The 16,853-nt window shown below is 70.7% G+C and carries 17 protein-coding genes; 7 read left to right on the top strand and 10 right to left on the bottom strand.

All coding sequences use genetic code 11. The features are described from left to right. Position 1: 1 nt before the first annotated feature. Positions 2 to 1,840, bottom strand: a complete 1,839-nt coding sequence (gene ilvD / locus OG417_RS04595) for a dihydroxy-acid dehydratase (RefSeq protein WP_329250204.1) — start codon at positions 1,838 to 1,840, stop codon at positions 2 to 4. 78 nt (positions 1,841 to 1,918) lie between these two features. On the opposite strand from ilvD, the gene OG417_RS04590 reads away from it, so the two are divergent. Continuing rightward, positions 1,919 to 2,779, top strand: a complete 861-nt coding sequence (locus OG417_RS04590; RefSeq protein ID WP_329250201.1) for a helix-turn-helix transcriptional regulator — start codon at positions 1,919 to 1,921, stop codon at positions 2,777 to 2,779. Here OG417_RS04590 and OG417_RS04585 read toward each other — a convergent pair. Continuing rightward, positions 2,771 to 3,589 (bottom strand): alpha/beta fold hydrolase, encoded by an 819-nt coding sequence (locus OG417_RS04585; protein ID WP_329250199.1) that lies wholly within the window; start codon positions 3,587 to 3,589, stop codon positions 2,771 to 2,773. The genes OG417_RS04590 and OG417_RS04585 overlap by 9 nt on opposite strands. A 112-nt stretch (positions 3,590 to 3,701) precedes the next feature. On the opposite strand from OG417_RS04585, the gene OG417_RS04580 reads away from it, so the two are divergent. Further along, a complete protein-coding gene (locus OG417_RS04580; protein ID WP_329250196.1) occupies positions 3,702 to 4,589 on the top strand; it encodes an alpha/beta fold hydrolase in 888 nt (295 codons plus the stop codon). Here the strand turns inward: OG417_RS04580 and OG417_RS04575 are convergent. From OG417_RS04575 to OG417_RS04555, 5 genes are all read right to left on the bottom strand, one after another. After that, complete coding sequence (locus OG417_RS04575) at positions 4,579 to 5,673, bottom strand: DUF711 family protein (protein WP_329250194.1); 1,095 nt, start codon at positions 5,671 to 5,673, stop codon at positions 4,579 to 4,581. The genes OG417_RS04580 and OG417_RS04575 overlap by 11 nt on opposite strands. Beyond that, positions 5,673 to 7,094: a DUF7059 domain-containing protein gene (locus OG417_RS04570; protein ID WP_329250191.1), complete on the bottom strand. Its 1,422-nt coding sequence runs from the start codon at positions 7,092 to 7,094 to the stop codon at positions 5,673 to 5,675. The genes OG417_RS04575 and OG417_RS04570 overlap by 1 nt, the downstream gene beginning before the upstream one ends. Positions 7,095 to 7,118: 24 nt before the next feature. Next, a complete protein-coding gene (locus OG417_RS04565) occupies positions 7,119 to 7,940 on the bottom strand; it encodes an N-acetylmuramoyl-L-alanine amidase (RefSeq protein WP_329250188.1) in 822 nt (273 codons plus the stop codon). Between the two features lie 308 nt (positions 7,941 to 8,248). Then, complete coding sequence (locus tag OG417_RS04560) at positions 8,249 to 8,485, bottom strand: hypothetical protein (RefSeq protein WP_329250187.1); 237 nt, start codon at positions 8,483 to 8,485, stop codon at positions 8,249 to 8,251. A gap of 233 nt (positions 8,486 to 8,718) precedes the next feature. Next, positions 8,719 to 9,750: a LacI family DNA-binding transcriptional regulator gene (locus OG417_RS04555; RefSeq protein WP_329250183.1), complete on the bottom strand. Its 1,032-nt coding sequence runs from the start codon at positions 9,748 to 9,750 to the stop codon at positions 8,719 to 8,721. A gap of 238 nt (positions 9,751 to 9,988) precedes the next feature. On the opposite strand from OG417_RS04555, the gene OG417_RS04550 reads away from it, so the two are divergent. Beyond that, the gene (locus OG417_RS04550) at positions 9,989 to 10,654 is read left to right on the top strand and encodes a TetR/AcrR family transcriptional regulator (protein WP_329250180.1); all 666 of its coding nucleotides are present in this window, start codon (positions 9,989 to 9,991) and stop codon (positions 10,652 to 10,654) included. 759 nt (positions 10,655 to 11,413) lie between these two features. Here the strand turns inward: OG417_RS04550 and bldC are convergent. Continuing rightward, positions 11,414 to 11,617, bottom strand: a complete 204-nt coding sequence (bldC, locus tag OG417_RS04545; protein ID WP_141956617.1) for a developmental transcriptional regulator BldC — start codon at positions 11,615 to 11,617, stop codon at positions 11,414 to 11,416. Positions 11,618 to 11,857: 240 nt separating this feature from the next. Continuing rightward, the gene (locus OG417_RS04540) at positions 11,858 to 12,724 is read right to left on the bottom strand and encodes a hypothetical protein (protein WP_329250177.1); all 867 of its coding nucleotides are present in this window, start codon (positions 12,722 to 12,724) and stop codon (positions 11,858 to 11,860) included. A gap of 344 nt (positions 12,725 to 13,068) precedes the next feature. Here OG417_RS04540 and OG417_RS04535 point away from each other — a divergent pair, with 344 nt between their 5' ends. Together OG417_RS04535 and OG417_RS04530 are read left to right on the top strand one after the other, a co-directional pair. Then, complete coding sequence (locus OG417_RS04535) at positions 13,069 to 14,136, top strand: Glu/Leu/Phe/Val dehydrogenase dimerization domain-containing protein (protein ID WP_329250174.1); 1,068 nt, start codon at positions 13,069 to 13,071, stop codon at positions 14,134 to 14,136. 235 nt (positions 14,137 to 14,371) lie between these two features. Further along, the gene (locus OG417_RS04530; RefSeq protein ID WP_290116918.1) at positions 14,372 to 14,602 is read left to right on the top strand and encodes a DUF3073 domain-containing protein; all 231 of its coding nucleotides are present in this window, start codon (positions 14,372 to 14,374) and stop codon (positions 14,600 to 14,602) included. 131 nt (positions 14,603 to 14,733) lie between these two features. Here OG417_RS04530 and OG417_RS04525 read toward each other — a convergent pair whose 3' ends face one another. Further along, positions 14,734 to 15,279: a hypothetical protein gene (locus OG417_RS04525; protein WP_329250171.1), complete on the bottom strand. Its 546-nt coding sequence runs from the start codon at positions 15,277 to 15,279 to the stop codon at positions 14,734 to 14,736. Positions 15,280 to 15,591: 312 nt separating this feature from the next. Between OG417_RS04525 and OG417_RS04520 the strand changes: the two genes are divergently transcribed. Together OG417_RS04520 and OG417_RS04515 are read left to right on the top strand one after the other, a co-directional pair. Then, positions 15,592 to 15,960, top strand: coding sequence for a hypothetical protein (locus tag OG417_RS04520; protein WP_329250168.1), 369 nt, complete (start codon positions 15,592 to 15,594; stop codon positions 15,958 to 15,960). Positions 15,961 to 16,122: 162 nt separating this feature from the next. Then, positions 16,123 to 16,716, top strand: coding sequence for a carbonic anhydrase (locus OG417_RS04515; RefSeq protein WP_329250165.1), 594 nt, complete (start codon positions 16,123 to 16,125; stop codon positions 16,714 to 16,716). Positions 16,717 to 16,853: the final 137 nt, after the last annotated feature.

The following is a 16,853-nucleotide window of genomic DNA, read 5'->3' as shown; positions in this document are numbered from 1 at the left end:
GTCAGACCACCTCGCGGACGGCCCCCTTGTCGGCGGACAGGACCATGGAAGCGTAGGCGCGCAACGCGGTCGACACGGCCCGGTCACGGTGCCGGGGCCGGTAGCCGCCGGCCGCCTCCAGGCGGGCGCGGCGCTCGGCCAGCACGTGGTCCGGGACGTCCAGCCGGATCGAGCGGTCCGGGATGTCGATGACGATGGTGTCGCCGTCCTCGACGAGAGCGATGGTGCCGCCGGCCGCCGCTTCCGGTGAGACGTGACCGATCGACAGGCCGGAGGTGCCGCCGGAGAAACGGCCGTCGGTGACGAGGGCACAGGTCTTACCGAGACCACGGCCCTTCAGGTACGCGGTCGGGTACAGCATCTCCTGCATGCCCGGCCCGCCGCGTGGGCCCTCGTAGCGGACCACGACGACGTCGCCCGCCTCGACGCGCCCGTCGAGGATCGCCTCGGCGGCCTCCTCCTGCGACTCGACCACCACGGCGGGGCCGGTGAAGGTCAGGATGGACTCGTCCACGCCGGCGGTCTTCACCACGCATCCGTCCTCGGACAGGTTGCCGCGCAGCACCGCCAGGCCGCCGTCGGAGGAGTAGGCGTGACCGACGTCGCGGACGCAGCCGTTCGCGGCGTCGAGGTCCAGATCCCGCCAGCGCTCGGACTGGGAGAACGCGGCGGAGGAGCGGACGCGCCCCGGAGCGGCGTGGAACAGCTCCAGGGCCTCCGGCGACGGTGATCCGCCGCGGACGTCCCAGGTCTTGAGCCATTCGCCCAACGAGCCGGCGTGGACGGCGTGCGCCTCCTCATGGAGGAGCCCGGCGCGACGCAGCTCGCCCATGATCGCGGGAACGCCCCCGGCGCGATGGACGTCCTCCATCAGGTACCTGCCGTTCGGGGCCACCTTGCAGAGACAGGGCACGGCGCGGGAGCGCTCCTCGATGTCGCGCAGGGTGAAGTCGAGTCCGGCCTCCCGCGCGGCGGCCAGGAGATGCAGGATCGTGTTGGTCGAGCCGCCCATGGCGATGTCCAGCGACATCGCGTTGTCGAAGGCGGCACGCGAGGCGACGGCACGCGGCAGCACGCTCGCGTCGTCCTGCTCGTAGTACCGGTGGGCGAGGTCGACGACCGTACGTCCGGCGTCCTCGTACAGCGCCCGGCGCGCCGTGTGGGTGGCCAGAGTCGAGCCGTTGCCGGGCAGAGCGAGGCCGAGCGCCTCGGTCAGGCAGTTCATCGAGTTCGCCGTGTACATCCCCGAGCAGGAACCGCAGGTGGGACACGCCGCCTCCTCGATACGGGCGATGTCCTCATCGGTGACGGCGTCGGACACCGCGCCGGACATGGCCGAGATCAGGTGCAGGCTGTCGCGGACCGTGCCGTCGGCCAGGGTGGTGGCGCCGCCCTCCATGGGGCCGCCGGAGACGAAGACGGTGGGGATGTCGAGCCGCAGCGCGGCCATGAGCATGCCCGGGGTGATCTTGTCGCAGTTGGAGACGCACACCAGGGCGTCGGCGCAGTGCGCGTTGACCATGTACTCCACGGAGTCGGCGATGAGGTCGCGCGAGGGCAGGGAGTAGAGCATGCCGCCGTGCCCCATGGCGATGCCGTCGTCGACCGCGATGGTGTTGAACTCCCGGGGGACGCCGCCGGCCTCCTTGATCGCGGCGGAGACGATCCGCCCGACCGGCTGAAGGTGCGTGTGACCGGGGACGAACTCGGTGAAGCTGTTCGCGACGGCGACGATCGGCTTGCCGAAGTCCTCCCGGTCGACTCCGGCGGCCCGCAGGAGGGCGCGGGCGCCGGCCATGTTCCGTCCGTGCGTGACGGTCCGTGATCTCAGCTCTGGCATGCGCCCAACGATCCCCGCCGGACCGGCCCGGCTGAAGACGGCGCGGCTTCTAGTAGTGGCACTACTAGTATTCGAACCGTGACCATCGAGCGCGAGCGGCGCGGCGAGCTCGGCGCCTTCCTCCGGGCACGCCGCAACCAGCTCGTACGCGCCGACCTCGGGCTTCCGCCGATCGGCGGGAAACGCACCTCCGGGCTCCGGCGCGAGGAGGTGGCGTACCTGTCCGGCGTCAGCGTCACCTGGTACACCTGGCTCGAACAGGGGCGCGACATCCATCCGTCACGGCAGGTGCTGGACGCGGTCGCGCGCACGCTCCGGCTGTCGGTCGCCGAGCACACCTACCTCCTGACGCTGGTCGGTTACTCCCCTCCGGAGCCGAACGTCCGGCCGATCCCGCGGACCGCGCCCGCCCACGTACAGCGGCTGCTCGACGCGCTTGAGGGCTTCCCCTCGTACGCGATCGCCCCGGACTGGTTCATCTCCGGCTGGAACACCGCGTACGCCGCGCTGTACCCGAACGTCGCCACGGTCCCGCCCGGGGACCGCAATCTGCTGTGGCTGGTGTTCACCGATCCGTACGTACGCGAGCTGCTGCCCGACTGGGAGATCACCAGCCGCCGGTTCCTCGCCGAGTTCCGGGCCGAGGCCGGTCCCCGCCTGGGCGACCCGTCGTACGCGCAGCTGATCGAGCGCCTGCTCGATGCCAGCGAGGAGTTCCGGGCCGGCTGGAAGAGTCATGACATCGAAGGCTTCGCCTCGCGCGAGCGTGTGTTCCACCACCCGGTCGTCGGCGACCTCCACCTGGAACACCACCGACTTGCGCCTTCGGACCAGCCCGACCTGCATCTGGTGATCTACACCCCCGTGCTGACCACGGACGCTCCCGACCGGCTCGACCGGTTGCTCCGGGCACCGCGACGTACGGCGGCGTCAACGTGACGCGGTCGCCGCGGCGAGGAAGTCCCGGACGACCTCGGCGAAGCCGTCCGGATCGTCGTCGTGGACCCAGTGGCCGCAGCCGGGGAGCTCCCGGAGCACGGTGTTCGGCCGTCGTTCGGCCATCCGCCGGGCCATCGCGGTGGACAGGATGAAGCTGTCCGTGCCGTGCACGAGCAGAGCCGGGCAGCGCGAGCCGAGCCAGTCGTGCCACCAGTCGCCGACCAGCGCCTGCTGGGAGTTCATCATGTCGGCGTAGTCGAACAGGAAGCCCCAGCCATCGGGGTACTCAACGGCGCTCTCCATGAAGTAGCTCGCGTCGGGGATGCCGCGGGCTTCGACCTGGCCGCGCAGCTCGCGCAGGGTGGCCGCGCGCCGGGGCCACGCGCGCACGTCCAGGACCGGGTGAGGCACCTCCGGTCGCCGGTTGAGGGCGCCGGCCTCCTCGACGACCAGGGCGCGGACCAGGTCCGGGTGCCTGGCGGCGAGCTGGTAGGCGGTCACTCCGCCCATCGAGTGGCCGAGCGCGATCACCGGGCCGAGGTCGAGTCGGTGCAGGAACTCGGCGGCGTCGGCCACGTAGGCCTCCCGGCTGAAGTCGCCGTCGCCCTCGCTGTGACCGTGGCCGCGCTGCTCCAGCGAGATCACCCGGTAGGCAGGGGCGAGGGCGGCGGCCAAGGGGGCGAACATCCGCGCACGGCCGAAGTGTCCGTGCAGGGTCAGGAGGGGGATGCCCTCGCCGCCGAAGTCGACGTAGGCCAGCCGCCGGCCGTCGATGAGCACGTGCTTCTCGGCAGGCCCCACCACGGTCATTTCGCCGTTCCTCCTTCGGTGATGGCCGCCAGGCGGGACCCGTGAATAATCCCCAGATCGGTGTGAGAACCGTCTCATATGCTGGATCCGCTTGTCGTGCGAAGCTCTGGGCATGGGTGCGCAGGCCGATCTTCGCCGGGGGCTGGGGTTCATGCGTCCGCTCGGCCGGGTCGGCCCCAGTGTGATCGAGCCCGGCCTTCCGCCCGCCCGGGTGATCGACCTGCCCGGCCGTGGCCGGGTCACCGTCCGGGTCGTCGACGGGGACACTCCTACTCTGCTCCTGCACGGCTGGACCCTCACCGCCGACGTGAACTTCTGCCACCTCATGCCACGCCTGCCCGGCGGCCTGGTGGCGATGGACCACCACGGGCACGGCCGGGGTCCGACCCGCGCGGAGCGGTTCACCATCGAGGGCGCCGCCGACGACCAGATCGCACTGCTCGACGCGCTCGGCATCGACAAGGCGATCGTGCTCGGCTACTCGCTCGGCGGCCCGGTCGGGCTCGACCTCGCCCGCCGGTACCCCGACCGTGTCGCCGGGCTGGTCCTCCAGGCCACCGCGCTGCGGTTCGACAGCTGGATGGACAAGCTGACCAAGCCGCTCCTGCGCGCGGTACGGCCGCTCACGGCACTCGGGCTCGGGCGTACGGCGTCGCTGCGGTTCTTCGGCGACACCCGTAAGCGCAGCACCGAGACCAAGCTGCTGTGGCAGTGGCTGCGCCGCGAGCTCATGCTGTGCCATCCGCGCACGATGGTGGACGTCATGCTGGCCGAGTACGACTTCGACTTCCGCCCGCACACCGCCTCGCTGAAGGACGTGCCGACCGTCGTCATGGTCACGGCCAAGGACTCCGCGGTGCCGCCGCGCGACCAGCGCGCGATGGCCGACGCCCTCGGCGCCGAGGTGATCACCATCGAGGAGGACCACGACGTCTTCCTCGCCGCCCCGGAGACCTACGTCGCCGCGAGCCTGGAGGCGATCGCCCGGGTCACCACCTGACGATCGTGTTCGTCAGGTACTCGGAGGTGAAGGCGGTACGGTCGCCGGACCGCGTGCCCGGCACCGGGAACAGCCGCGCCGACAGCGGCTTTTGAAGCTTCACGGCCAGCGCGGTGACGTCCAGCAGAAGCCGCGCCAGGTCGTCGGGCGAGCTGTCGCCCGGCAGCGGGACGGTGTCCAGGCCCGTACCGCAGACCGAGGAGTAGGCCAGCAGGTCGTGCAGGCCGATCCGGCCCTCCTCCCAGGCGCGCGCCAGGACGACGTCCTCCATCACGGGCAGCATGAGCCCGTTGTATCCGCACGTCGGCAGGCTCGTGCCGCGCAACGCCGCGGTCAGCGCGGCGGCGGTGGCGAGGGTGCCCGGCGCACCGAACGCGCCGACCGTGGCCTCGAACGCGGCGCCGACGCTGTCGGTGCCGTTCGGCGCCGGGGACAGGTCGATGCCGCCGAAGCGTACGCCCAGCTCACCGGCGATCCGCTCGACGAGCCGCACGACCGGGCTCGCCGCGGCGGTGAACGCCTCGGCGGCGCGCTCGGTGAGCCCGTCGAGGCCGCCCTCGGCCGCCTTCACGGCGATGCTCGCGCCCTGCAGGCCGACGGTCAGGTCGGCCGGGCCCTCGTGGTACGCGGCGGGGAAGAACGGGCCGTTCGGCGGCACGCACGCGAGCGCGGCGAAGCGGAAGTTGCCGAAGCCCTCCTCGGTCTCGTTCGCGAGCCGGAGCATGGCCTCGGCGGCCGGGCGCGCGGCGGCGGTGTTGCCGTCGAGCCGTACCGTGCAGTTGAGCGCGTCATTGCCGATCAGCAGGTCGGGGACGAGCTCGACGCCGTCGGTCACGGGACCGAGCGAGAGGTAGACGAGCCCCGCGTCGTCCAGCATCGCCTGCAGTTCGCGGGCGTACGCGGCGGTCGGGGTCAGGTCGCCGAAGACGGGGCGGGCGGACAGGCGCAGCGTCTGCACCTCGTAGCCGTCGGCCCGGCAGGCGGCCTCGGCGCGGCGCAGCGCCTCGGCGGACTTGGCGATGACGTCACCGGTCAGCGGGTGCGGCTCGGCCACGCCGAGCGTGAGCGTACGGATCGGGACCATCAGTCGATGATCTCAAAGAATCCGTCGGCGACGAGATCCGGGATCACGTCCTGGGCCGCCGCGCGTACGGCTCCGGGGTCGGTCTCGGTGATCTGGGCGATCGCGTCGAGCAGCGGACCGAGCGGGAGGTCGCCGTCGCAGGCGCCCGCCAGCGCCGCCTCGACCGTGCCGACCTGGGCGGCACGGCGCAGGCCGTGGGTCTGACGGAGCACGATGCGCTCGGGATCCTCCGCGCCGGGCCGGCCGATCTGCTCCTGGACGACGCCGTCGGCGGTACGCAGCGTCGTCGCGTCGGTGATCGCCGGCCGACCGCGTACGACCCTGTCCACGTAGGCGCCCACCGGCTGGTCGACGGCGTGCCGGAGCTCCTCGACGCGGACGTCCTCGCCGCCGCTCTTGTGCAGGCTGATCCAGCCGAAGCCGATGCCGGTGACCTTCCGGCTCTCGAACGACTCCAGCCAGGCGTCGTACCGGTCGCGGTACTCCGGCGTGCCGGCCTCGCAGGAGTCGCGCAGCCACAGCTCGGCGTACTCCGCCGGGTCCTGGACGTCGCGCTGCACGACCCAGCCGTCCACACCCTCGATCCAGCCGGCGACGCGGTCGTGCCAGTCCTCGCCCTCGACGTGCAGCCAGTTGGCGAGCAGGTGGCACCAGCCGTCGTCGGCGAGGTGACGCGGCGCCTCGCGTACGAGCCGCCGGCAGACCTCGTCGCCGGGCAGGCCGGACTCGCGGTAGCCGAACCGCCGCTCCGGCGAGATCACGAACGGCGGGTTGGACACGATGAGGTCGAACGTCCGGCCCTCGACCGGCGCGAACAGGTCACCGGCGAGGAGCTCGGCCTCCACCCCGGAGAGGGCGAAGCTCAGCGCGGCCAGGTCGAGGGCACGCGGGTCGAGGTCGGTGGCCGTGATGCGCCGGGCACGCTGGGCCAGGTGAACGGCCTGGACGCCGGAGCCCGTCCCCAGATCGAGAACGTTGTCCACAGGCCTGTGGACAACGAGCTGGGCGAGGTTCGCCGAGGCGCCGCCCTGGCCGACGACGTGGTCGGGCCGCAACCGGCCGGCACCGGGCCGTACGACCAGATCGGAGACGACGTAGCCGAGGTGACGCGCATCGCCCTCGACCGGTTCGACGTGCAGGCGCGCCCGTACGGTGTCGCGGTCGGCGTTTTCGGCCAGGCCGAGCGCGATCAGGTCGTCGGCGGGCAGGGCTCGTGCGGGTATCGGCACCTGGAGCCAGAAGAGGCGGAGCAGTGCCTCGACGGGGGTGCCTCCGCGCGAGGCGCGCAGCGCGGGAACGATCTCGCCGCGGGCCAGGGCCGCACCCGCGACCGGCCCGAGCAGGTCGCGTACGCCGTCGACGGTGTATCCGGCCTGGTGGAACAGGTCACGTACGCGTTCGGCCGCTGTGGTCGGGGGCATGCCCCCATTCTCCCGGTCGCGGCGTCAGGTCAGGAACTTCACGAACCCCTGGGCCAGCGCCTCGGCCATCTTCTGCCGTCCGGCGGGGCTCTTCATCTTGGCGGCGTCGCCGGCGTTGCGCATGTTGCCCGCCTCGATGAACACGGCCGGGACGGTGGCGACGTTGAGCCCGCCCAGGTCGCTGCGGACGTCGATGCCGTGCTTGCCGAGGTAGGTGGAGTACGGGATGCCGGTGCCCTGGTGGAAGGCGTTGCGCAGATCCATGCCGAGCCGTTTGGACTCGGGCACGACCTTGTCGTTGTGCCCCTTGAGCACCGCCGGCTCGATGATGTGGAACCCGTGGCCGCTCGCCGGGGCGCCGTCACCGTGGATGGCGAGGCTGGCGTCGGCGTGGGCCCGGTTGGCGATCTTCGCCCGCTCGTCGACGCAGGGGCCGACGCCCTTGTCGTTCTTGCGGGTGAGGATGACCTTGGCGCCCTTGGCTCGCAGGATCTTGGCCAGGCGGAGGGAGACGTCCCAGGTGAAGGCGTGCTCGGGGTAGTCGTCGTTCGTCGCGGTGCCGGTGGTATTGCACGGCTTCGTCGCGTTGATGACGTTGACCTTCTTGTTGATGATCTCCGGGTGGGAGGCGTTGCCGCCGTTGTGGCCCGGGTCGATCACGATGGTCTTTCCGGCGAGCGGCGCCTGCGGCGTGGGCGCGGCCGAAGACGCCGCGGCGGAGGTGGGCGCGACGGACGGCGGCGCGGCCGAGGCGGTGGAGTCGCCGCCGGAACCGCAGGCGCTGACCAGCCCGGCCACGGCCGCGATCGCCAGGGCGCCGAAGGCCTTGCGTCCGGAACGAGTCATGAGCTCAGACATCATGACTCAGTGTGCCAAAGACGGGGGAGAGCTTTGGCCGGTTGACGGTAAAGCCCTGCCCAACCGCGGGCAGGGTAACCGCCATCCGGCCGTTGACCTGCGCATCCACGTTCTCAACAGCACGCCGTCGCCCCGGCGGCCCCTGATGTCCGGGATGAGTGACCGCCGTCGCCCTCTCCGCGCTGAGTTCGCGGCGACGGCGGTCACGCCTGGACTTCCGGCGACCGTCCGAGAGGCTGCCCGAGACGGTTCCGGGCACGGTTCCAACCCGGTGTCCGGCCAGGTGGGTCACCGGGCTACAGGCAGGCGTGCTCCTTGCCGAGCAGCGCCGCGAGAGCGCGGGCCTCATCCGCGTCCAGTCCCAGGACCACGCGCGGGCGGCCCCAGGGATGGTCGATCGAATGGGCCACGTAGCTCGCGACCGACTCCGAGACCTCTTCGATCAGGCCTCGTGCGCGTCGCCACTGGGACCACGCGCGCTCCAGTTCGCTCGCGGCGCGCTGGGCGCAGGAGACCAACTCCGGATCACGCATGATTACCCCCGGGTCCACATGATCCACTCTGGCCGCCGCCCGGCGGTCCCGCGGTGGCGTGCCGGCCGATCCCCCCGATGGGCCTGGCGACGCCACCCCCTCGGCCCGCCGAGCGGCTGGTGTGCTCACCCATTAAGGCCGTGCCCCGGCCGTACGGCAGGCGGCTTCGGCCAGACTTGACCGGCCGCTTACCGTGACAAGACCCGCGCGGGGTACCCCGCGCCGCGGGGAGGTCAGTGGCCGGGGGCGCGGCCGGTGGTGGACCGGATGACCAGGTGCGGCACGACGAGCGTCTGCAGGGTGTCGCGCAGCGGGTCGTTGATGCGGGCGCAGAGGCGCTCGGCGGCGACGCGGCCCATGTCGCGGCGCGGCTGGTCGACACTCGTCAGGGAGACGTGCCGGATCGCGGCCAGATGCGTGTTGTCGTACCCGACGATCGAGATGTCCTCGGGCACGTGCAGGCCGAGTTCGTCGGCGGCGGACAGGACACCGGTCGCGACCAGGTCGTTCGGCGCGAAGATCGCGGTCGGACGCGGGTCGTGGGACAGCAGCTTGCGTGCCGCGCGGTAGCCGCCGTCCTCGGTGAAGTCGCCCGGCTCCACGATGATCCGGTCATCGAGCCGGTGGCTTCTCATCGCCGATTCGTACCCGACCCTGCGGTAGTGCGCGGTCGTCGACGGCGCCCCCTCGATGTGGGCGATCCGGTCGTGCCCGAGCCCGACGAGGTGGTCGACCGCCAGCCGCGCGCCGAGCTCGTCGTCGTCGACCACGATGTCGACGCCCTCCACGTCGCGCTCGCCCACGACCACGACCGGGACGCTCTTGGCGGCCTCCTTCAGCGAGTCGGGCACCACGCTGAGCAGGACGAGGCCGTCGACCCGCATCTCCAGGAACGCCTCGACCGCCTCGGCCTCGAAGTGCGGATCCCACCGGCCGCTGCCGACGAGCATGCGCAGGCCCGCGCCGTGCAGGCTCTCCTGCAACCCGTCGAGGAACTCGGCGAAGAAGGGGTTGTGCAGGTCGGCGACCAGCGCTCCGATCAGGCGCGTACGGCCCTCGACGAGGCTGCGCGCGACCGCGTTCGGCCGGTATCCCAGCTCGCGCGCCGCCTTGAGCACGGCCTGCCGGCGGTGCTCGCTGACGTGTGGCGACCCGCGCATGACGAGCGAGACCAGTGATTTGGACACGCCTGCTCGTTCGGCGACGTTCCGGATGGTGGGCTTCGCCGCCACGACCCTCTCCCGGCGTTCATCCTCTGCTGCCACTTCGGTCTCCTGTGTCTCCGACGCCCCACCTGAATCCGGGCAGAAACAGACGGACCGCCGCAAGGGAGGAGATGCCATGATGCCCCGACACGGCCCTTGACTGCTGTAACAGTGCGTAACGGGCGGTCAGGAGAGGACTTTCGGTCATGGTCGATAGACGGTGTTTGGGGGGTCGTGTCGGCGCTGACCTGCCACGGATGGCCGTCTATTGGACGCGGGCTCGGATACGCTGCCAGGCGTGGGTGATCGTGTCGTGGGCTCCGGCAGCCGTCCGAGCAGACGGCGGCTCAGCGTCGACGAGCGCCGCGACGAGCTCATCGCCGCTGCCCTCGAGCTGTTCAGCGACCGGCAGCCGGAGGACATCTCGATCGACGACGTGGCCGACACCGCCGGCGCGTCACGGGCCCTCGTCTATCACTACTTCGGCGGCAAGCAGGAGCTCTACCTCGCCGCGCTGCACAGCGCCGCCAAGCAGCTGAGCGACCTGCTCGAACCCCCGGCCGAGGGCAAACCGCTCGAACGCCTGGCGGTCTCGTTGCACCGCTACTTCGACTACGTGGAAGACCACGCGGCGGGCTTCGTGGCCCTGCTGCGCGGCGGCCCGGCGTACCGCTCGGGCGAGGTCGGCGAGGTTCTGGATAACATCCGCAGCCTGGTGATGCACCACATCACCGCCGCGATCGGCGTCAAGGACCCGGGCCCGGTGCTGCGCATCACGCTGCGCTCGTGGATGGCGTCGGTGGAGACGGCGGGCCTCGACTGGCTCGAACACCGCGACCTGCCGCGCGCCGACCTCGAACGCCTTCTCGTCGACCACCACGTCGTGCTCCTGGACGTCGCCGCCCGCCACGACCCCGAGGTGGCCGCACTGCTCGAACGCCTCGCCGACGACACACCCGCCTGACCCGAACCACGGGTCATCGGTGCACCTGAGGCGGAGGCGCTCACCCGAGCACCCACACCTGACCGCACCCCGACCCACGAGCATCCCGCCCAGACGGCCCTGAGACGGGCCACCTCGTCCAGCGACGCGGCCACGCCCATCATGGACCGCCCTCCCGCACGCGAACGCCGTACGGCGCCTCTCATCGCCTGCGGGGTTACGGCCCATCTCCCCCTGCGAAGGCCATCCGGCACCCCCCGAGGGCCAGGGTCGCGTCGCGCGGCTTCGCGCGGACGAGAGCGGGCCGGCCGTCAGTCCGGTTGGGATCCTTCGATCAATCGGGCGTGTCTCAGCCCTTTGGGCGTGTCCCGGCGGTTTTGGGCGTGTCCCGCCGTCCGGCCTGCGTTGCGCAGGTGTTCCGGGCGGCTTCGCGGCGGCACGACCGTCCCGCCCGCTGTTGGGCGGGACGACCGCACCTTCAGCGTGAGTCGTCTCCAGTCCGAAGCGGCCGTCGATCCTCTCGGGAACGATGGCCCCTCCAGGCCGGAGACGACCCTCGCGGAGTCCGTAGAACCCCCCTACGCGGCCCCGTTCGGGACGGGGCCGATTGAACTTCTCGTGGAAGCCCCCCGACCGTCCGCACGCGACGGTGGCTCCGCCACATCGCGGTTCACGCAGTGCGACCGGCCGCGGAGAGACGCGGCCGACCGGGTGCGTCGCCGTGGCGACGGCGACCGGCGCTCACTTGGCTCGCCGATCACGGATCGGGGTGTCTCCGGGTTACTCCGACCGCTGCTGCGGGATCCCCCCCAGCAGAGCGCGGACCTCGGCCTCGCGGTAGCGCCGATGCCCTCCCAGCGTCCGGATTGACGTCAACTTCCCAGCCTTCGCCCAGCGGGTGACGGTCTTGGGGTCGACGCGGAACATCGTCGCCACCTCTGCCGGCGTCAGCAGGGGCTCGGCCTCTGGCGTACGAGCTGACATTTGTGCGGCCTCTCCTCCGTGGACCGATGACAGCGATCCAGCGTTTGATCCTCGCGCGTGCCACTGATGTCTCTTATGGTCTGGATGAACCACTTTGACATCACAAGACGTAACCATGCCACCACTCAGCGCAACAGGCAAGTCCCTGATAGCAACTCTGCGATTTTTGGTGGCTGAGTCACGCTGCGTGATTCTAGCGACACGTATCGTCGCATCGCGCGCTGATTCAGGTAATTGTCCTCAGTTCGCGGATTCAAGAGCTCGTACGACGCGCCAGCGGGCGACGACACGCTTGTGCATCGCGACCGCCAGTTCGGTCTGCCCGGTCTCCATACCCGTGATCGCCGCGGCCACCTCGGCCACGGACTCATCGGCGCGCAGAGCGGCGTCGTCGAGGAGGTGCACGAGCCCTCCGTAGTCGAGTTCGACCAGCGAGTGCGGGTGGAACTCCTCCAGCCAGCGGCCCACCGACTCGACCTCGCCGACGTCGAGGTGCTCACCGGCGTGGCGTCGTACGGCGACCAGCGCGCGGGCGACGCGGCGGCGCGCCTGGGCCATCGGTGTGACGTAGATCAGCGTGCGCACGGGCGTGGCGGTCGTCGGGCCGCCGCCGGGGTTGTCGTCGTGCGCGCCGAGCACGAGCCAGCGCTCCTTCGCGACAAAAGGGACGAACCAGGCGAGCGGCACCTGCCAGGTGCTCGACAGGATGTGCGGGCTGAGCGTGCCGGCCTGCCGCTTCCAGCGGTCGAACGCGCCCTCGGCCTGCTCAGCCACGCGCCGCGGCACGAACATCTCGGCGAGCTGCTCCGACATCCCGTCACGGAACCGGTCGAAGGCCAGCCACGAGCGCAGCCGTGTCTCCCAGGGGCAGATGTAGGTCACGTCCTCGGCGCGCCGCACGTACGCGTCACGGCTCTCCCGGACCGGAGCGACGATCGGGGGCACCGCGATCACGCGTCTCAGGGCGTGGGTGTGCTCGACGTCCAGAGCGCCGACACGCCGCGGCCGCTTCTCCGATGCGGCATACGCTGCCCAAATGGACTTCTCCGGCTCGGCAAAGGCGTTCAGCGGTTCGTATACCCGAAGGTACGCGGCGTAGGGCAGCACGACCGCATCGTGACACGATCTCGCCGCGGAACGCTCGTCGTCACGCCCGCCGAGACGCTCCTGAGACCTCCGGTCACCGTACGCGACGGGGCTCCCGGTGATCTTCGCACGCGGGTCACGGACCGCGCACGGCGGGCGGGATCCGCGCGACGCCCCGGCATGACGCCGATCACTGCGGAGCGGGCCGCGGTACGCCTACGCTGACCGTGTCGGACTCATGCTCCCGCCGCCGGTCACCTGTCGTGCGATCCACGGACATGCCGACCCGCGGCCGGGTACCGGGTACAACGCTCAACGCCGCCACCACGGCATCGAGCAGTGTGCGCTCAGAGAGGAGCCACAACGTGACGAAGGTCTTCGGCGCCCCCCACGAACAGGTCGTGTTCTGCCACGACGAGGCCACCGGCCTCAAGGCGATCATCGCCATCTACTCGACCGCGCTGGGTCCCGCGCTCGGCGGAACCCGCTTCTACCCGTACGCATCCGAGGACGAGGCTCTCGCCGACGTGCTGAACCTCTCCAAGGGCATGGCGTACAAGAACGCTCTCGCCGATCTCGACCTCGGCGGCGGCAAGGCGGTCATCATCGGCGATCCCACCGCGATCAAGTCCGAGGGGCTCCTCCGCGCGTACGGCCGGTTCGTGCAGTCGCTGCACGGCCGCTACTTCACCGCCTGTGACGTGGGCACGTTCTCCGAGGACATGGACGTCATCGCGCGGGAGTGCTCGTACGTCACGGGCCGTACGCTCGCCCACGGAGGCGCCGGCGACTCGTCCATCCTGACCGCGTTCGGGGTGTTCCAGGGGATGCGCGCCGCGGCCGAGCACACCTGGGGCGAGCCGTCGCTGCGCGGCCGCCGCGTCGGCATCGAGGGCGTCGGCAAGGTCGGCCACCGCCTGGTCGAGCACCTCATCGCCGACGGCGCCGAAGTGATCATCACCGACGTGGTCGAGGCCGCGATCGACCGCGTGCGCGCCGAGCACCCCGAGGTCCAGGTGGTCGACGGGCACGCGGCGCTGGCCGGCGCAGAGATCGACGTGTACGCCCCGTGCGCCCTCGGCGGCGCCCTGGACGACGCGACCGTCGAGATGCTGCGCGCGAAGATCGTGTGCGGCGGCGCCAACAACCAGCTCGCCCACAGCGGCATCGAGAAGCAGCTCGCCGACCGCGGGGTGCTCTACGCCCCCGACTACGTCGTGAACTCCGGCGGCGTCATCCAGGTCGCCGACGAGATCGAGGGCTTCGACTTCGACCGGGCCCGGCAGAAGGCCACCGGGATCTTCGACACCACGCGGCGCATCTTCCAGATCGCCGCCGACGAGGGCGTGCCCCCGGCCGTGGCCGCCGACCGGCTCGCCGAGCGCCGGATGTCCGAGATCGGCCGCCTGCGCGGCATCTTGGTCAACTCCTGACCCATTCGCGTCCGGGATCTTCACTGTGACGGAGATCCCGGACGTGTCAGTCCACATCGTCGGCTATCCTCTGCTGAAGCCGCCACCGCGCAGACGACGTACCGAGCCGGGCGCAAAACGGGTACGGTTGTAGCCGTAGCTGGTGCGTGGGGTCTTGTCGCGCCCGGCTGTGGATGCGTAAGCGAGCGTAAGTGGGGCCAACGACGGGTCCCCGACCATCGAGGGGGTCGAGCCAATGGGGCGCGGCCGAGCCAAGGCCAAGCAGGTGAAGGTAGCTCGCCGGCTGAAGTACAACAGCGGCGGGACAGACCTTGACCGTCTGCGCGGCGAGCTGGGCGTCAACCAGAACTCGCAGGATGACCATGACCCCTACGACGACGACTCGTCGTATGAGGACCTCGCAGACCGCTATGCGGACTACGCCGAGGACCACGACGAGAGCGACGGCAAGAGTACGGCGAAGTAGCCGTGCCGTTATTTGAGATCGGTCCAGTCACGTACTGAGACGGATCTCAGGGGTCGCTGATCGCATGACCGCGAAGCGTTCCCGCCGCCCCGGCGGGAACGCTTCGCGTGTGATCAGAAGCTTGTGTTCGATCACACGCCTTGGGCGCGCCGGCGACGGTGGTAGTGCACGGTGACGATGCCGAGCAGCGGCCCCCAGGCCGCCAGCGGCGCGTACGTCACGGCGAACGCGACGGCCTGCCAGCCGTGGACGAGCACGCCCGTACCCCGGGTTCCGTTGATCATCCGGCCGAGGCTCAACATGATCAGCGCGTACGGGAAGAGCAGCGTGAGCACCGTCGCGCCGAGGCCCGCGGGCACGACCGCGGCGAGGACCGGCACCCGCCGCCCGCCCAGTCCGGGGACCCAGCGCGGCACCACCTCACCCCACTCGCTGACCAGTCCGACCGTCAGGTACGCGAGAACCTCGCTGACCACGCTGAGCACCACCACGTACCACAGGCCGGTGAACAGCACCGGACCGTGACCTGTCGGCGGCGTCGTGGTCCGTTCGAGCAGCGGCGCGTGGAGGTTCACCGCGGCGATCCGCCAGACACCTGAGGGCAGCGCGGTCAGCGTGGTGGCGTACGCGGCCAGCAGCGCCCACCGGGGCACTCCCTTCGCCGTCCGGCCGTGCATCCTCCTCAGGATCCCTCCAGCGGTCATCGCCCCGCCTTCCTTCGGTCCACGACTTCGCGGCGCCCCCCAGGGGCGCACTCCGGGTTCGGATCCGAAGATCGCAGTCGGCCCCGGCCGTGCGCCTCACCCGTGAGAGGGGGCCGGGTCGGCCGTGCGAGGGAGAGGAATGCCACCGAATATGCGATGAAATGTACTTAGTTAGCGTTATATATACCCCCAGTCGCCGGAAATTGCCTCTCCCCTTTGCCCGATGTCTCGGGTTATGCTTGCTGCGAGTGGAACTTTGTAAGGACGCGAGTCAGGGGGCGCGCGGTGAGGGCACGGTTGGGCTGGGTCGCGGCGATACTGCTGGTCGCGCTCGCCTTCACCGGAGGTCCCGAGGCGATCGACACGACGCAGACCGTCGCACAGAGCAAGATTTCCACGGGCGAACTCGCCGAAAAACGTGACGCCCAGATGCGCGACGACGTGGACCCCGATCGCCAACTCACCGACCGCGGCGTTCCCGGTCGGCCCCGGCTGCTCGCGCTTCCACCGTCCGCGCAGATCGCCGTGCCGATACCGGCGAGGGGCGCGACTCTCGTGCTGCCCGACGCCGCGCCAAGCGCGACCGTGGAAGAGGGCCCGCGGCCACACCTCGGCACCTGCACGCCCGAGGCGCTCCAGGTCTTCCGCTGCTGACCGTCCGTAGGCGGGCCGGTCGTTGACCGTCACTCCGGTCAACGTAAAATAAGGCGAATTGTCCGCTTATTCGACTAGCTCCTTCCGTCCATGAGCGGCGCAACGACGCGCCTGTTCCGCATCTCCCGTTCATGTCCTACGGATGCACAGAAAGGCTGCGCCATGCAGTCGCTTATCGACAATGCCCGCACGTTCGCCGAGCGCGCCGACGACCTCCGCCCTCTCGCGGACGGTCAGCACCCGCACGTGTTGTTCATCACATGCTCCGACTCACGGGTCGTACCCGCGCTGATCACCGGGGGTTCGCCCGGCGACCTCTTCGAGCTGCGCACGGCGGGCAACGTCGTGCCCGAGTACGACGAGGGGCGCGGGTTCGGCGAGACCGCCACGATCGAGTTCGCGGTCGAGGTGCTCGAGGTCAAGGACATCATCGTCTGCGGTCACTCCCACTGCGGGGGCGTGAACGCGATCCTTCACCCCGGCGCGCCGAGCGCACTGCCCGCCGTCCACAAGTGGCTCGCCGACACCGAGCCGCACGACGAGACGCGCAAGGCCACGGACTTCCTCGACGGCGACGCGCTCACCTCGGCGGTGCAGCGGCACGTCCAGGTCCAGCTCGAGCGCCTGAAGGGCCATCCCAGCGTCGCCAAGCGGCTGAAGTACGGCGACCTGAGCCTGCACGGATGGTTCTACGCCGTGGGCAGCGGCAAGGTCAGCGTGCTGGACCCGCGGGACGGACGCTTCCGGCCGCTGTGACCCCACGGCGGTGACCAGACCGCCGACAAGCTGAAATCAGGCCGCCGGAGACGGGCCGCTCCGGCGGCCACTCCGACCAACGACCGACACCACAGGCCGCGGCAGGGCGCCGCGGTCATCTCAGGCTGCGCACTGAC

It is taken from the genome of Actinoallomurus sp. NBC_01490 (assembly GCF_036227085.1).
Classification (GTDB): Bacteria; Actinomycetota; Actinomycetes; order Streptosporangiales; family Streptosporangiaceae; genus Actinoallomurus; species Actinoallomurus oryzae.
This window is presented reverse-complemented; position numbering and strand designations above follow the sequence as displayed.

Coding starts and splice junctions, on each gene's coding strand:
- ilvD (WP_329250204.1), bottom strand. CDS start 1,840: ATGCCAGAGCTGAGATCACGGACCGTCACGCACGGACGGAACATGGCC.
- OG417_RS04585 (WP_329250199.1), bottom strand. CDS start 3,589: ATGACCGTGGTGGGGCCTGCCGAGAAGCACGTGCTCATCGACGGCCGG.
- OG417_RS04580 (WP_329250196.1), top strand. CDS start 3,702: ATGGGTGCGCAGGCCGATCTTCGCCGGGGGCTGGGGTTCATGCGTCCG.
- OG417_RS04575 (WP_329250194.1), bottom strand. CDS start 5,673: ATGGTCCCGATCCGTACGCTCACGCTCGGCGTGGCCGAGCCGCACCCG.
- OG417_RS04570 (WP_329250191.1), bottom strand. CDS start 7,094: ATGCCCCCGACCACAGCGGCCGAACGCGTACGTGACCTGTTCCACCAG.
- OG417_RS04565 (WP_329250188.1), bottom strand. CDS start 7,940: ATGACTCGTTCCGGACGCAAGGCCTTCGGCGCCCTGGCGATCGCGGCC.
- OG417_RS04560 (WP_329250187.1), bottom strand. CDS start 8,485: ATGCGTGATCCGGAGTTGGTCTCCTGCGCCCAGCGCGCCGCGAGCGAA.
- bldC (WP_141956617.1), bottom strand. CDS start 11,617: ATGTCAGCTCGTACGCCAGAGGCCGAGCCCCTGCTGACGCCGGCAGAG.
- OG417_RS04530 (WP_290116918.1), top strand. CDS start 14,372: ATGGGGCGCGGCCGAGCCAAGGCCAAGCAGGTGAAGGTAGCTCGCCGG.
- OG417_RS04525 (WP_329250171.1), bottom strand. CDS start 15,279: ATGCACGGCCGGACGGCGAAGGGAGTGCCCCGGTGGGCGCTGCTGGCC.
- OG417_RS04515 (WP_329250165.1), top strand. CDS start 16,123: ATGCAGTCGCTTATCGACAATGCCCGCACGTTCGCCGAGCGCGCCGAC.